Annotated in this window: 10 protein-coding genes; 3 read left to right on the top strand and 7 right to left on the bottom strand. The window is 72.1% G+C overall.

Annotated features, from left to right (window positions below; translation table 11 throughout):
* Positions 1 to 37: 37 nt before the first annotated feature.
* From AC1DDU_RS11410 to AC1DDU_RS11400, 3 genes are all read left to right on the top strand, one after another.
* Positions 38 to 1,006, top strand: a complete 969-nt coding sequence (locus AC1DDU_RS11410; protein WP_477434151.1) for an acetylxylan esterase — start codon at positions 38 to 40, stop codon at positions 1,004 to 1,006.
* Between the two features lie 48 nt (positions 1,007 to 1,054).
* Positions 1,055 to 3,532, top strand: a complete 2,478-nt coding sequence (locus AC1DDU_RS11405; protein ID WP_477434149.1) for a glycoside hydrolase family 2 protein — start codon at positions 1,055 to 1,057, stop codon at positions 3,530 to 3,532.
* Positions 3,533 to 3,762: 230 nt separating this feature from the next.
* A complete protein-coding gene (locus AC1DDU_RS11400) occupies positions 3,763 to 4,653 on the top strand; it encodes an endonuclease domain-containing protein (protein ID WP_477434147.1) in 891 nt (296 codons plus the stop codon).
* A gap of 207 nt (positions 4,654 to 4,860) precedes the next feature.
* Here the strand turns inward: AC1DDU_RS11400 and AC1DDU_RS11395 are convergent, their stop codons facing one another.
* The 7 genes from AC1DDU_RS11395 to AC1DDU_RS11365 form a co-directional block, all read right to left on the bottom strand.
* A complete protein-coding gene (locus tag AC1DDU_RS11395) occupies positions 4,861 to 6,672 on the bottom strand; it encodes an ABC transporter ATP-binding protein (protein ID WP_477434145.1) in 1,812 nt (603 codons plus the stop codon).
* Positions 6,669 to 8,555, bottom strand: a complete 1,887-nt coding sequence (locus tag AC1DDU_RS11390; RefSeq protein WP_477434143.1) for an ABC transporter ATP-binding protein — start codon at positions 8,553 to 8,555, stop codon at positions 6,669 to 6,671. The genes AC1DDU_RS11395 and AC1DDU_RS11390 overlap by 4 nt, the downstream gene beginning before the upstream one ends.
* A 436-nt stretch (positions 8,556 to 8,991) precedes the next feature.
* On the bottom strand, positions 8,992 to 9,501 hold the full coding sequence (locus AC1DDU_RS11385; protein ID WP_477434141.1) for a methylated-DNA--[protein]-cysteine S-methyltransferase: 510 nt from the start codon (positions 9,499 to 9,501) through the stop codon (positions 8,992 to 8,994).
* On the bottom strand, positions 9,498 to 11,066 hold the full coding sequence (locus tag AC1DDU_RS11380) for an AlkA N-terminal domain-containing protein (RefSeq protein ID WP_477434139.1): 1,569 nt from the start codon (positions 11,064 to 11,066) through the stop codon (positions 9,498 to 9,500). The genes AC1DDU_RS11385 and AC1DDU_RS11380 overlap by 4 nt, the downstream gene beginning before the upstream one ends.
* 109 nt (positions 11,067 to 11,175) lie before the next feature.
* The gene (gene purH, locus AC1DDU_RS11375) at positions 11,176 to 12,780 is read right to left on the bottom strand and encodes a bifunctional phosphoribosylaminoimidazolecarboxamide formyltransferase/IMP cyclohydrolase (protein ID WP_477434137.1); all 1,605 of its coding nucleotides are present in this window, start codon (positions 12,778 to 12,780) and stop codon (positions 11,176 to 11,178) included.
* Positions 12,781 to 12,806: 26 nt separating this feature from the next.
* Positions 12,807 to 13,409, bottom strand: a complete 603-nt coding sequence (purN, locus tag AC1DDU_RS11370; RefSeq protein ID WP_477434135.1) for a phosphoribosylglycinamide formyltransferase — start codon at positions 13,407 to 13,409, stop codon at positions 12,807 to 12,809.
* 46 nt (positions 13,410 to 13,455) lie between these two features.
* Positions 13,456 to 15,099: a cell division protein PerM gene (locus AC1DDU_RS11365; RefSeq protein WP_477434133.1), complete on the bottom strand. Its 1,644-nt coding sequence runs from the start codon at positions 15,097 to 15,099 to the stop codon at positions 13,456 to 13,458.
* Between the last annotated feature and the right edge of the window lie 43 nt (positions 15,100 to 15,142).

Here is a 15,142-nt window from a genome sequence, read left to right as displayed (position 1 = left end):
CCGATCGCGGCGATCGACTGGGCATTAGGGTGGGCCCGTGCCGAGATTCGATCTATCCCCCGCTGAGCTCGAGCGTTTCCAGCCCGACGTGCGAGAGCCCTCCGATTTCGATGACTTCTGGGCCGCGACGATCGCGGATTCCCGGCGATGGGATGCCGCCCCCGAGCTGACCCGGATCGATACTCCGTTCACGGTGGTCGACGTGTACGACGTGACGTTCCCCGGCTTCGGCGGCGACCCCGTCAAGGGATGGCTGACACTGCCCGCCGGCGCCGACGGTCCGCTTCCCGCCGTGGTCGAGTACCAGGGGTACGGCGGCGGGCGCGGTCTTCCCGGCGAACGCCTCGGCTGGGCGGTCGCCGGTTACGCGCACCTGCTCATGGACACCCGCGGCCAGGGCTCGATGTGGGGCGCCGGCGGCGACACCCTCGACCCGCACGGCACGGGCCCGTCGTCGTCGGGCTTCATGACCCGCGGCATCGAGAGCCCTTCGACGTACTACTACCGCCGCGTCTTCACCGACGCGGTGCGCGCCGTCGACGCCGTGCGCTCGCTCCCCCAGGTCGACGCCGATCGCGTCGCCGTGACGGGTGGGAGCCAGGGCGGCGGCATCGCGATCGCCGCCGCAGGCCTGTCCGAGGGACTGGTGGCAGTGATGCCCGACGTGCCTTTCCTGTGTCACTTCGAACGCGCCGTCGGTCTGACCGACGACGACCCCTACCAGGAGGTCGTGCGCTACCTGTCTGTGCACCGCGGCCGTGACGAGCACGTGTTCGAGACGCTGTCGTACTTCGACGGCGTCAACATGGCCAAGCGGGCGGATGCCGCCGCGCTGTACTCGGTCGCCTTGATGGACACCATCTGCCCGCCGTCGACGGTGTACGCCGCGTACAACCGGCATGGCGGCGGCTCCAAGAGCATCGAGGTGTACACGCACAACGGCCACGAGGGCGGGCAGGCTTACCAGTTCCTCGCGCAGGCCCGGTTCCTCGCCGAGCTGGTCTGACCCACCGCCGCGCGGGCACCGATCGACCCGACACGCGAGGAGCCTTCCGTGACCTCCTTCATCGACATCCGACCGCTCGCGTCAGGATGGTCGCTGCGCGCAGCATCCGGTCCCGTCCCGGCCGGTTACGACGGCAGCATCCCCGCGACCGTCCCCGGCTGCGTGCACACCGATCTGCTCACGGCGGGGCTCATCCCCGACCCGTTCCTCGACGACAACGAGTCGGCGCTCGCCTGGATCGGCCTCGTGGACTGGACGTACTCCACGTCGTTCGCGTGGGCTCCCGACAACGCCGACCGCACCGACCTCACGTTCGCGGGCCTGGACACCGTGGCGACGGTCCTCCTCAACGGCCACGAGCTGGGCGCCACGGCGAACCAGCACCGCTCGTACCGGTTCGATGCGCGCGCCGCCCTCGTGGAGGGCGAGAACGAGCTCGTCGTGCGGTTCCGCTCGCCGGTGAAGTACGCCAACGAGCAGAGCGTCGCGCTCGGCGCCCGCCAGCGCCCGTACCCGCTGCCCTACGACGCGATCCGCAAGGCCGCGTGCAGCTTCGGATGGGACTGGGGCATTGCGACGTACACCAGCGGCATCGTGGGCCCGGTCCGGCTCGAGTCGTGGTCGGTCGCGCGATTGGCGCAGACGCGCGTGGTCGCGTCGCCCGTCGGCGACGGCGGCACGATCGCGGTCGACGTCGAGCTGGAACGCGCCGGCGAGGACACCGTGACCGTGACCGTGCGGTCGGGCGAGGCCGCGGCATCCGTCCCCCTCCCGGCCGGGCGGACCGACGCCGCCCTGACCCTCGCACGGGACGAGGTCGAGCTCTGGTGGCCGGTGGGGTACGGCGCGCAGCCGCTGTACGACGTCACGGTGGAGGTCGCGGCATCCGACGGCACGGTGCTCGACCGGGCGACGCGCCGGGTGGGCTTCCGCGACGTGCGATGGGACACCACCCCCGATGGGGCGGGGACGCCGTTCGCGCTCGTCGTCAACGACCGGCCCGTGTTCGTCAAGGGGGTCAACTGGATCCCCGACGACGCGCTGACGGTGCGGGTGACGCGCGACCGGCTGCAACGCCGGTTCACGCAGGCGTTGGATGCGAACCTCAACCTCATCCGGGTGTGGGGCGGCGGGCTGTACGAGTCCGACGACTTCTACGAGCTCGCCGACGAACGCGGCCTGCTGGTGTGGCAGGACTTCCCGTTCGCGTGCGCCGCCTACGCCGAGGAGGAGCCGCTGCGCTCCGAGATCGAGGCGGAGGCGCGGGAGAACCTCGTGAGGCTCGGCCACCACGCCTGCCTCGTCCTGCTGACCGGCAACAACGAGAACCTGTGGGGCTACGAGGACTGGGGGTGGAAGTCGCGCCTGGACGGCAAGACGTGGGGCGCCCACTACTACTACGAGCTCCTCCCGGCGCTGGTCGCCGAGCTCGCGCCGCACGTGCCGTACGCGCCGGGCAGCCCGTTCAGCCCGGGCGCGAGCTGGGACGGCACCGCCCAGACCGGCGCGCACCCCAACGACGAGCGGCACGGCACGATGCACCTGTGGGAGCAGTGGAACCGCCTCGACTGGACGACCTACCGCGACCATCGGCCGCGGTTCGTCGCCGAGTTCGGCTGGCAGGGCCCGCCCACGTGGTCGACCCTCGTCCGCTCGGTGTCGGACGATCCGCTCACCCCGGAGTCGCCCGGCATGATCGTGCACCAGAAGGCCGCCGACGGGAACACCAAGCTGACCGGCGGCCTCGTCCCCCATTTCCGGATGCCGGAGGCCATGGAGGACTGGCACTGGGCGATGCAGCTCAACCAGGCCCTCGCCGTCCGCACCGCGCTGGAGCACTTCCGCTCGTGGGCGCCGCACACGCAGGGCGCGATCGTCTGGCAGCTCAACGACTGCTGGCCGGTGACGTCGTGGGCGGCGATCGACGGCGACGAGCGGCCGAAGCCGCTGTACTACGGCATGAAGCAGGCCTTCGCCCCGCGCCTGGCGACCGTGCAGCCGCGTGACGGTGGGCTCGCCGTCGTGCTGGTGAACGACACCGCCGAGACGTGGGCGGGCGAACTCACCGCCCGCCGCGTCGGGTTCGGCGGCGACGAGCGCGCGGCTTTCACCGCGGTGGTCTCACTCTCGCCGCGCGAAACGCTCACGGTGGACCTGCCCGCCGACGTCGCGACAGCCGGCGAGGCCGCCGCCGAACTCGTCGTCGCCGGGGTGGGCGATGTGCGCGGCTTCTGGTTCTTCGTCGAGCCGCGTGACAGCGCCCTCGCCGCCGCGCGCGTCGACCTGCGCACCGAACCGGTCGAGCAGGGCACGCTCGTCACGGTCACCGCCGGGTCGCTGGTGCGCGACCTCGCACTCCTCGTCGACAAGCTCGACCCCGCCGCCGTGGCCTCCGACGCGCTCGTGACGCTGCTCCCCGGCGAGAGCGCGACGCTGCTCGTGCGCCACGAGGGCCCGGGGCCCGCGGCATCCGCTCTCTCGGACCCCCGCGTGCTGCGCACCGCGAACGAGCTCGTCGCGCGCTGAGCCGGATCCGGTGCAGGGCCGACGGCATCCGAATTTCGGATTCTCGCGCCATCTTCGGACCTCAGGCCCGACGGGAGCCCGAGGGCGGGCGGAACTCCGATTTTCGGATGCCGCGGGCCGCGCGACGTCGGCGTCAGCCGGTTCCTCCCCAGCCTCGCGTCGGAACAGCGCCTCGATGCGAGCTGTGGACAGACGGCTCCGACGCCGTCGGTGAGGGCACGATCGCTGACGTGAACCCCGTCGACGGAAGGCAGTCTCCCGCCCGCGGTCATTCCGTCGCCGTCGCACGCCTCCGCGAGTGGGTGGCGTCCGCCGGCGGGATCGCGCACCGGTACGCCGCGGCGAATGCGGGATTCTCCGTCGCGGTGCGCCGTGACGCGGTGCGTTCCGGCGCCCTTCGCCGCGTCCGCCGGGATTGGCTCGCCACCGAGACGGCTCCCCTGGATCTGGTCACCGCGGCCGAGAACGGGGCGAGCCTCAGCTGCGTCTCGGCCGCGCGCCGACGCGGATGGTGGATGCCGGAGGACGCCCCCGACGACATCCACATCCGGCTGGCGCCCCACGCGGCATCTCCGGTCACCCCCGTCACGGCGCATTGGACGGAGCGCATCGCACCCGCTCCCGGGTTCGCGTTGGTCGAGTCTGTCGAGGACACGCTCGCGCACGTGGCGCTGTGCCTGCCGCCCGATTCCGCCCAGGTCGTCTGGAACTCCGCACTGCAGGTCGAGAAGATCATCCCGGAGGCGATCCGGCGCGTACGGTGGCGCACACCGCAGGCTCGAGCCTGCGCCGAGCACGCCTCGGATCAGTCGGACTCGGGGCTCGAGACGATCCTCGTCGTCAGGCTGAGCGGCTGGGGACTGCCGATGAAACAGCAGGCGATGATCCTCGGCCGCCCCGTCGACCTGCTCATCGGCGAGCGTCTGGTCATTCAGATCGACGGGTTCGCGCACCACTCGACGTCGGCCCAGCGCACGAAGGATGTCGCCTTCGACGCGCAGCTCGTGCTCAACGGCTACACGGTGCTGCGGTTCACCTATGCACAGGTCGCGCACGCGTGGGACGAGGTCGAGCGCACGATCGCCCGCGCGGTCGCCGCCGGCGCCCATCTCGCGTCGTAGCGTGGGCAACCAGTGGGTGCTCGCGCCGCGGTGGCGGCATCCGAAATTCGGAGTTCTCACACGTCTACGGAACGGGCGCGCTCGTGTGCTCCGAAGAACGTGAGAATCTCCGAAATCGGGAGGCCGCGACGAGCGGTGGAACGGCGGATGCCCCGGCCCTGAGTGTGGACAGGGGGCCGGGGCATCCGGGTCTTGCGGAGGGACGCGTCAGACGAGCGACTCCCGCCAGGCGCTGTGCAGCTGGGCGAACTTGCCGGTGCCGCTGATCAGCGTCTCGGGGGCGTCGTCCTCGATGATGCGGCCGTGCTCCATGACCAGCACGCGGTCCGCGATCGCCACCGTCGACAGACGGTGGGCGATGATGATCGCGGTGCGGTCGGCGAGCAGGGTCTGCAGCGCATCCTGGATCTGACGCTCGGACGGCATGTCGAGCGACGCCGTGGCCTCGTCGAGGATCAGCACCGCCGGGTCGGCGAGGAACGCCCGTGCGAACGACAGCAGCTGACGCTGCCCCGCCGACACACGACCGCCGCGCTTGTTCACGTCGGTGTCGTACCCGTCCGGAAGCGCCTGGATGAAGGCATCCGCCCCCACCGCCCGCGCAGCGGCCTTGATCTCCTCCAGCGTCGCCTCGGGCTTGCCCAGCGCGATGTTGTCGGCGACCGTGCCGCTGAACAGGTACGCCTCCTGCGTGACCATGACGATCGCGCGGCGCAGGTCCTTCGGGTGCAGCGACCGCAGGTCGACGTCGTCGAGGTTCACCGAGCCGCGCGTCGGGTCGTAGAACCGCGACACGAGCTTGGCGAGCGTCGACTTGCCGGCGCCGGTCGTGCCGACCAGCGCGATCGTCTGCCCGGCAGGGATGTCGAGCGAGAAGTCCGGCAGGATGACCTTGCCGTTCCCGTACCCGAACTCCACATCGCGGAACTCGAGGTGCCCCTTCGCCGTCCACAGGTCGACCGGCTGCTTCGGATCGGGAACGGTGGGCTCCTCCTCCAGCACACCCGACACCTTCTCCAGCGCGGCCGTGGCCGACTGGTAGGAGTTCAGGAACATCGCGACCTCCTCCAGCGGGCTGAAGAAGTTGCGCACGTACAGCACCACCGACAGCAGCGTTCCGATGAGGAGCGTGCCGTCGACGACGCGGAACGCGCCCCACAGCAGCACCACCGCGAGGGTGATGTTGGCCAGCAGGATGAGGCCCGGGTCGAAGATGCCGTACAGCCTGATCAGCTTGAGGTTGATGCGGCGGTAGTCCGCCGACACCTCGCCGAACTCGGCGTCGTTGCGCTGCTCCTTGCGGAACGCCTTGACGGCGCGGATGCCCGTCATCGTCTCGACGAACTGCACGATGAGCTTCGCGCTGACCACGCGCGACTCACGGAAGCCCTTCTGCGACTGGATGTAGAACCACCGCATGAGGAACGCGAGCGGGATGCCCATCGCGAGGATCACGAAGCCGCTCTGCGGGTCGAGGATGAAGAGCATCACCAGCGTGAAGACCCCGTACAGGGTGCCCTGCACGAGCTGGTTGAGCCCGCCGTCCAGGAGCTCCCGGATCGAGTCCAGGTCGCTCGTCTGGCGCGAGATGATGCGGCCCGACGTGTACGACTCGTGGAACTCGAGGCTCAGGCGCTGCGTGTGGCGGAAGATCCGCAGCCGCAGGTCCATCAGCACCGCCTGGGTCAGCCGGGCCGACAGCACGACGAACCAGCCGATGAGCGCAGCACCGGCGACGCCCGTGACGATGTAGACGATCGTGACGCCGATGGCGGGCAGCCAGTCGGCCTGCTCCACTGCCCTCGGCAGCGCCTGGTTGATGCCGTACCCGATCAGGGCCGGGCCGAGCACGCGCAGACCCGTCGATACCACGATGACGATCGCCGTGAGCACGACGAGCGGGCGCCGCGGCTTCAGGAGCGACCCGAGCAGTCGCAGCGAACGCTGGCGGATGACGCGGCTCTCGGCCTTGGTGTAGTCGTGCCGCTCTTCGCCCTGGGTTCCGGTGATGGTGCTCACAGGTTCACCTCCATCTCTTCCTCGGCCAGCGCTTCTCGCGCATCGGCGACCATCTGGGACTCGACGACCGCTTCTTCGCGGGCGGGCTCCTGCCCGTCGCGGGCCGCGGCCTCGAGGCTCGAGATCACGTGCCGGTAGTGCTCGCTCTCGCGCAGCAGGTCGGAGTGGGTGCCGACCGCGGTGATGCGACCGGCCTCGAGCACCGCGACGCGGTCGGCGAGCGCCACCGTCGACGGACGGTGGGCGACGATGAGCGCGGTCGTGGTGGCCAGCACCCGGCGCAGCGCCGCCTCGACGAGCGCCTCGGTGTCGACGTCGAGCGCCGACAGCGGGTCGTCCAGCACCAGCACGGCAGGCTTGGCCGCCACCGCGCGGGCGAGCGCGAGCCGCTGACGCTGGCCGCCCGAGAGCGACAGGCCCTCTTCGCCGACGGTGGTGTCGACGCCGTCCGGCAGCTCGTACGCGAAGTGCGCCTGCGCGATCTGCAGCGCCTCGTCCAGCACCGCCTGCGCCTCCGGGCTGTGCGGGTCGAGATCGTCCCGGCCCAGCAGCACGTTCTCGCGGACGGATGCCGAGAACAGCGTCGCGTCCTCGAACGCCATCGAGATGTGTGTGCGCAGCTCGTCGAGCCGCAGGTCGCGCACGTCGACGCCGTCCAGCTCCACGGTGCCGCCGGTCACGTCGTACAGCCGTGTCGGCAGGGTCGTCAGCGTCGTCTTGCCGGAGCCGGTGAGGCCGACCAGCGCCATCGTCTCGCCGGGCCGCAGCACGAGGTCGACGCCGTCGAGCAGGTCGCGCTCGGAGGCGGCGGCATCCTGGTAGCGGAAGTGCACGCCCCGGAACGCGAGCTCGCCCTTCGGGTCGGCGATCGTCTTCGGCTCGACCGGGTCGACGATCGTGTTCTCCTCCTCGAGCACCTCGAACACACGGTCGGTCGCGGTGCGGGCGTCGACGAGGAACGAGAACAGGAAGCCGAGCGACTCGAGCGGCCAGCGCAGCGCGGTGGCCATTGCGAAGAACGCGAACAGCTCGCCCACGGTGAGCTGCTGGCCGCTGGTGAGCCAGATGCCCAGCAGCAGGCACAGCGCGAAGGCGATCATCGGGATCACCTCGAGCCAGAACCACAGCACGCCGACCTCGCGGGCCTTGCGCAGCTCGGTGCCGCGCAGGGTCTCGACCTGGCGCTGGAACTTCTGCAGCGCGTGCTTGCCGCGCCCGAAGGCCTTCAGCACGCGGATGCCGTGCACGCTCTCCTCGACAGAGGTGGCGAGGTCTCCGGCCTGGTCCTGGCTCTGTCGGGCCAGCACGCCGTACTTGCGCTCGAAGTTGTAGCCGAAGAACCACAGCGGGATCGACACGACGAGGAACGTCGCGCCGAGCGCCCAGTGCCAGCGGAACAGCAGGACGGAGCCGACGATGATCGTCAGCACGTTCACCACGAGCAGGATGAGACCGAAGATCAGCCAGCGGCGGATCAGGTTGATGTCCTGCATCATGCGGCTGAGCAGCTGACCCGACTGCCACTTGTCGTGGAACGCGACGGGCAGGCGCTGCAGTCGGCGGTAGAACTGCTGACGGATCTCGTACTCGACGGCGGTGCCAGGGGTGAGCACGAACGCGCGGCGCAGGTAGATGAACAGCGCCTCGAGCGCGCCCAGGGCGAGCACGCCGATCGACGCCCACACGATGAGCGTGAGGTCGCCGGACTGGATGGGGCCGTCCACCGTCGCCTGGAGGACCAGCGGGATGATCAGCGTCATCACCGCGGCACCGAGAGCGGTGAAGAAGCCGCCGATCATGCGCGGAAGGGCGGGTTTGACGAAGGGATAGAGGCGCGCGAGCGCCCGCGGAGTGGAGAGTCTCTCAGCGGAAGACGTGGTCATGATCCTTGTGGGGTGTTGCGGGGTGGAATCGATGCCGCGGTGAACGGCGGGGACGGCGAAGGCGCACAGACGTCGTGCGGGGACGCCGAAGAGTCGTCCTGTTGAGCCAGAACGCGGAGGCGGGTGATCCTATGCCGCGGGGGCGGCGGATCGGCGGAGGTCGGCCCGGGGAACTATCCCTCTGAGGCGACGCGCATCGTCCCGGCGATAGGCAGGAGGGCACTCGGCTTCGTGTTGACGACGGCCTGATACATGGCTTCCTCCTCGGATCGTGGGACACGGACCGGGTGTCACCTGAAGTGACACGCCAGCCCTCCAGCGTATACCTGGGAAATCGCTGAGCGCAACGAAAACTTTCCGCACCCCCGGAAATCCTTCACAGCCGCGCACGCCGACGCCCCGGGCCGCCGACGGCGGGCCCGGGGCGGCACCGGGATCAGACGATGAGCGCGGGGACCGCGGCCTCGCGGTCGAGCAGCCGGCGCTTGACCGGCAGCCCCCACGCGAACCCGCCCAGGGTGCCGTCGGTGCGCAGCACCCGGTGGCACGGCACGAACAGCGCGGGAGCGTTGCGGGCGCAGATGGATGCCGCCGCCCGCACGGCGCTCGGAGACCCGAGCTCGACGGCGAACTCGCTGTAGGTCAGCGGCCGGCCGGGGGCGATGCGCCGCAGCGCCTTCCACCCCGCCAGCTGCATCTCGGTGCCGTGCTGCGCGACCGGGACGTCATCGATCGCGGCGAGGTCGCCGTCGTAGTACGCGACGACGGCGGCAGCGGCATCCGTGATCCCGGCGTCGACGCGAGACGGTCGCACGCGCTCGGGCAGCCGGGCGAGGATCGCCGAAGCATCGGCGGTCCAGCCGGACGCGAGCACGCGTCCGCGGTCGTCGGCGAGGATCGTGAAGGCGCCGTCGGGGGTGTCGAGGGTCTGGATGGTGGCGTTCATGGCGTGCCTCCGGGAGTCGATGCGAGAACGGGAACGGATGCCGCGGCCCGGCGCGACGCGGCGGGCTTGGGCGGAACGGACCGCCACAGGTGGGCGGTGAGGTAGCTGCGCCACGGCGCGGTGCGCGCGGCCCAGTCGGTGAGCGCGCGCGGGTCGGAGGGCAGCCCGATCGCGGCGGCGCCCGCGCGCACGGCGACGTCTCCGGGGAGGAACACGTCGGGGTCGGCGAGCACGCGCATGCGCACGTAGTCGGCGGTCCACGGGCCGATGCCGGGCATGGCCAGCAGCGCCGCGCGCTGCTCGTCGGCGTCGTCGCCCGTGGTGAGGGTCAGCGTGCCCGCGGCGAGGGCCTGCGCGGCGCCGGTGACGGCGCGGATGCGCGCGGCCGGCCCGCGCAGCACCTCGTGGCCGTGGGCGGCGATCGCATCCATCGTCGGGAACAGCCGGACGGGCGCCTCGGCATCGCCGGCGTCGCCGAGGGCCCCGGCGAACGCGGGCACCTCCTCGCCGAGGGCGTCAGTCAGCGAGATGAGGGCGGTGCGCGCGGCGCCGACCGTGATCTGCTGTCCGACCATGGCCCGGATGAGCATCTCGTGCGGGTCGGCGGCGCCCGGCACGCGGATACCCGGAAGCCCGGCGACCAGCGGCGCCAGCTCGGGGTGCTCGGACAGCGACTGGTCGACCGCCTGCGGATCGGCGTCGAGGTCGAACAGGCGCCGGGCGCGCGTCACCAGCGTCGAGAGGTCGGCGAGGTTCGTGAGCGCCGCCCGCAGCCGCACCCGGCCGAGGTCGTCCTGGCGCAGCTCGAACCACACCGGCCCGTGCGGCAGACGCAGCGTGCGGGCGAACGTCGTCGCGGTGGCCGCCTCGGCCCCGGTGACGGCACGCGCGGCCATCCACGCGAACACGCCGGACGCGTCCAGCGGGCCGCGGTGCGGCAGGGCGAGGTCGATCGTCACCCCGGGCGCTGCGGCGGGGCGCTCGTCGTGCCGGGACACCCGGCGGCGCGCGCGCAGGTCGAGGGGCGGCATCCCGAACACCTCGCGGATCGTGTCGTTGAACTGGCGCACGCTGGCGAACCCCGACGAGAACGCGACGTCGGCGGCCGACAGGTCGGTGCCGACCAGCAGCATGCGCGCGGTCTGCGCGCGGTGCGCGCGGCTGAGCGCGAGCGGCCCGGCGCCGAGCTCGGCGGTGAGCAGTCGCGTGAGGTGGCGAGGCGAGTAGCCGAGCCGCCGGGCGAGTCCGGGAACCCCCTCGCGTTCGACGACGCCGTCGGCGATGAGCCGCATGGCGCGGCCCGCGGTGTCGCCGCGCAGGTTCCACTGCGGCGACCCGGGTGCGGCCTCGGGCAGGCATCGCTTGCAGGCGCGGTACCCCGCCTCGTGCGCGGCGGCGCTGGTCGGATAGAACGTGACGTTCGACGGCTTCGGCGTGCGGGCGGGGCAGCTCGGACGGCAGTAGATGCCGGTGGAGCGCACCGCGGTCACGAACTGACCGTCGAACCGCGCGTCGCGCGAGTCGATCGCGCGGTACCGCTCCTCGAAGGTCATCGCCAGGCTCATGCGTCTAGCCTGGCACGCTCCCCCGACATCGGCTCGCGGAAATCGGACACGGCTGTGGCGGCATCCGGAACGCTCTCACGGGACGCGATCGGATGCCGCCTCACCGGCGTCAGTGGAAGAAGTGGCGCTCGCCCGTGAAGAACATCGTGACGTTCGCGGCCTTCGCGGCGGCGATGACCTCGTCGTCGCGCACCGAGCCGCCCGGCTGGACGATCGCGGTCACGCCGGCGTCGATCAGCACCTGCGGGCCGTCGGCGAACGGGAAGAACGCGTCGGATGCCGCCACCGACCCCGCGGCACGGTCGCCCGCCCGCTCGACCGCGAGGCGGCACGAGTCGACGCGGTTGACCTGGCCCATGCCGATGCCGACCGTGGCCGAGCCCTTGGCCAGCACGATGGCGTTCGACTTCACGGCGCGGCACGACTTCCACGCGAAGATGAGGTTCTGCATCGCCTCCGGCGCGGGGCGCTCGCCCGAGACGAGCTCCCAGTTCGTGGCGACCGAGTCGATGTCGGACGGGAAGCGGTCGGCGTCCTGCAGCAGCAGGCCGCCCGAGACCAGGCGCACGTCCATGCGCTCCTGCTGCCAGTCGGCGGGCAGCTGCAGGAGGCGGAGGTTCTTCTTGGCCTTGAACACCTCGAGCGCAGCCGGCTCGAAGGCGGGGGCGACGATGACCTCGGTGAAGATGTCCTTGAGGTTCTCGGCCATCTTGAGCGTCACGGTGCCGTTGGCGGCGATGACGCCGCCGTAGGCCGACACCGGGTCGCACTCGTGCGCGCGCAGGTGGGCGCTGGCGATCGGATCGAGGGCGTTGGGCGCGGCCACGGCGATGCCGCACGGGTTCGCGTGCTTGATGATCGCCACAGCCGGCTTGACCATGTCGAACGCGGCGCGGAGGGCGGCATCGGCGTCGACGTAGTTGTTGTACGACATCTCCTTGCCCTGCAGCTGCGTGGCCTGAGCGATGCCGTGGCCGCCGTTGCGCGTGTAGATCGCGGCGCGCTGGTGCGCGTTCTCGCCGTAGCGCAGCGTCGCCAGGCGCTCGGCCTTGATCGTGAGGTGCGCGGGGAGGTCGTCCTCGGTGAGCGTGCCCTCGGCGAACCAGGTCGCGACCGCGCGGTCGTACTCGGCGGTGTGCGCGAAGGCGCGCGCGGCGAGCTCGCGGCGCTGCACGAGCGAGGTGCCGCCGGCGCGCACCGCCTCGATGACCGCCGGGTAGGACGACGGCGAGACGACGATCGCGACGTTGGCGTAGTTCTTCGCCGACGCGCGCACCATCGCGGGGCCGCCGATGTCGATCTGCTCGACGACGTCGTCGCCCTGCGCGCCCGAGCGCACGGTCTCGACGAACGGGTACAGGTTCACCACCACGAGCTCGAACGGCGCGATGTCGAGGTCTTCGAGCTGCCGCTCGTGGTCCTCGAGACGGAGGTCGGCCAGCAGGCCCGCGTGCACGCTCGGGTGCAGCGTCTTGACACGGCCGTCGAGCGACTCGGGGAACCCGGTCACGCTCGCCACGTCGGTCACGTCGTAGCCGGCCTCGCGCAGCAGCGTCGCCGAGCCGCCCGTCGACACGATCTCGACACCGGCCTCGGCCAGCGCCGCGCCGAGGGCCAGCAGATCGGTCTTGTCGCTCACCGACACCAGTGCCCGGCGGACCGGGACGACATCGCGGGGGCGGTACAGGGCGGGGTCGTGGCTCGGTCCGGCCATGGCAGATCTCCTCGGTGGGGATGGGGTCAGAGCGGGGCGCTCGCGGACACGGCCGCGAGGTCGAGGTCGCCGGTGGCGACGCGGCGGACCACGTCGATCAGGAGGCGCCGTTCGACGGGCTTGATGCGCTCGTGCAGGGCGTGCTCGTCGTCGCCGGGGAGCACGGGCACGCGCTCCTGGGCGAGGATCGGCCCCGAGTCGACCCCGTTGTCGACGATGATCACGCTGGCCCCGGTCTGGGCGACCCCCGCGGCGAGTGCGTCGCGCACACCGTGCGCGCCGGGGAACTCGGGGAGGTAGGCCGGGTGGGTGTTGACGATGCGCGGCGACCAGGCGTCGACGAGGTCGGCCGGCAGCAGGCGCATGAGGCCGCTGAGCACGACGAGGTCGGGGCGCCACACGTCGAGCTGGGCGGCGAGCTCGGCACCCCACTCCTCGCGGCTCGCGAACTGCGCGAACGGCACCATGAAGGTCGGGATGCCGTACTCCTCGGCATGCGCGAAGCCCTCGGCCTCGCGATCGGCGCCGACGACGACGATGCGGGCGGGGAACTCGGGATCGGCCGCCGCGTCGAGCAGAGCGCGCAGATTCGACCCTGTGCCCGAGATGAGGACGGCGACCGTGAGCACCCGCCTAGTTTAGTGGGCAACTGTCCGGTGCACCGGGCGCCCGCCGTCAGGGCAGGTCGATGGGCTCGGTCGTGGCCTCGGGCTCGGCGATGCGGGGGCGTTCCGGGGCGGGTCGGGACGATGCCGTGCGGCCCGCCGCCGCGGTCGTCTGCGCGGCCCCGGCCGACGGCATCCGCTCCGACGCGCCGCCCATCCGGGCACGCGCGAGCGCGGACGCGCTGGCGGCGAGCGCCTCATCGCCCCCTGCCAGGCGGGCGGCGCCGTCGTCGTCCGCGACGTCGTCGCGGAGAGTCTCGGGGGCCTCATCGGCCTCCGGCACGCTGTCGCGGGGAGCGGATGCCGCGCCCCGGCGCGATCCGCGCGGCGACAGCAGCAGGATCGCCGCGCCCAGCAGCACCTCGAGCGCGACCGCGAGCGCGACCGGGCCGGGCTGCGGGCCGAACTCCGCCAGCCGCCCCGGACCGAGCGAGCCGGACGCCAGATACGACAGGAGCGCGGCGGCGGCGCCTGCCACGACGGCGATGCCCACCGTGGCGACCACTCGCGCGCCCATCGGATCGTCGACGACGTCGGGGCCCGTGTCCTCCTCGGCGGACCCACCCCCCGTCGTCGACAGCAGGCCGGTGAGGGCAGCGGTGCGGCCGGAGTCGAACCGCGACGACGCGGCGAGCGCGTCGCGCTCCGGCATCCCTCCGCCGCGCGGCACCGGGTGGATCATGCGGGAGCGGGCGACCCACCCGGCCAGCGCGCCGAGCGCGACCGGGACGAGCGCGAGCAGCAGCAGCCACGACGTCGTGGACTCGGGCACGGCGCCCAGCACCGGAAGCCCGGGGATGACCCCGACCTGCGTGCCGGCGGGCGACACCGCGGTGCCCTCCCCGACCGCGAACCCGGGTCCGGCGAGGAAGCTCAGCCCCCACACCGCGAGGGTCGGCACGTACGCCAGCTGCCCCAGCGTGATCACGACGGCACCCAGCACGTCGACGTCCCCGGCCTGGAACAGCGCCACGATCTGCCCGGCGCGCGCGAACAGCGCCACCGCGGCCGCCGCGGCCCCCGCGCCGATGAGACCGACGACCGCGACCGCGGCGCCGCGGGCGACGACCGCGGGCACGTCGCCCCAGCCGTGCGGCGCGGCCTCGATGCGGTCACGCAGCCGCGCGACCGCGCCGGAGCCGGCCTCGGTCCATTCCGTCACGATCGCGGCGACCAGAGCCGGCAGCGCGAACACCAGTGTCGGCAGGAGGATGGCCTGCCAGGTCTCGACGCGGGCGATCTCGTTCGCCCCGGTGAACGCGGCACCGATCGCCAGCGCGGCGAACACGACGGTCGAGCTCACCACGCCGGTGAGCCACGCGTCCGCGTGCGATGCGCGCGCCCCCGACCGGGCCGCGAAGATCGCCGTGAAGGCGGCGAACGCCAGCGGCGCGAGCGAGAGGACGAAGGACGCCGCGTCGGTCGCGATCCCCGCCGACGCGAGGTATTCGGGCGGCAGCGTGATGTGCAGCGGCACGAGGTTGCCGAACTGCCAGACCGATACGGCGGCCTGCCACAGCATCCCCCAGTCGGCGCCGTGGCCGAAGCCGAACACCCACAGCAGGGTGAGCGGGGCCAGGGTCGCGGCAAGGCCGACGGCGGCGGCGATGGCGGCGTCGACGGAGGCGAGGAGGGCGACGATGAGGCGGTGCATGCGCCATCGACCCTACTTCGAGCGGGCCGGACGTCCTGGTCGC

This window comes from Microbacterium sp. 05T445 (genome assembly GCF_056395865.1).
The sequence above is the reverse complement of the archived record's forward strand: the minus strand, read 5'-3'. Positions and strand labels throughout refer to the sequence as shown.

Excerpts from the sequence above, each read along its gene's own strand:
- AC1DDU_RS11380 (WP_477434139.1), bottom strand. The coding sequence starts at position 11,066 with ATGAGCCTGGCGATGACCTTCGAGGAGCGGTACCGCGCGATCGACTCG.
- AC1DDU_RS11390 (WP_477434143.1), bottom strand. The coding sequence starts at position 8,555 with ATGACCACGTCTTCCGCTGAGAGACTCTCCACTCCGCGGGCGCTCGCG.
- AC1DDU_RS11365 (WP_477434133.1), bottom strand. The coding sequence starts at position 15,099 with ATGCACCGCCTCATCGTCGCCCTCCTCGCCTCCGTCGACGCCGCCATC.
- purH (WP_477434137.1), bottom strand. The coding sequence starts at position 12,780 with ATGGCCGGACCGAGCCACGACCCCGCCCTGTACCGCCCCCGCGATGTC.
- AC1DDU_RS11385 (WP_477434141.1), bottom strand. The coding sequence starts at position 9,501 with ATGAACGCCACCATCCAGACCCTCGACACCCCCGACGGCGCCTTCACG.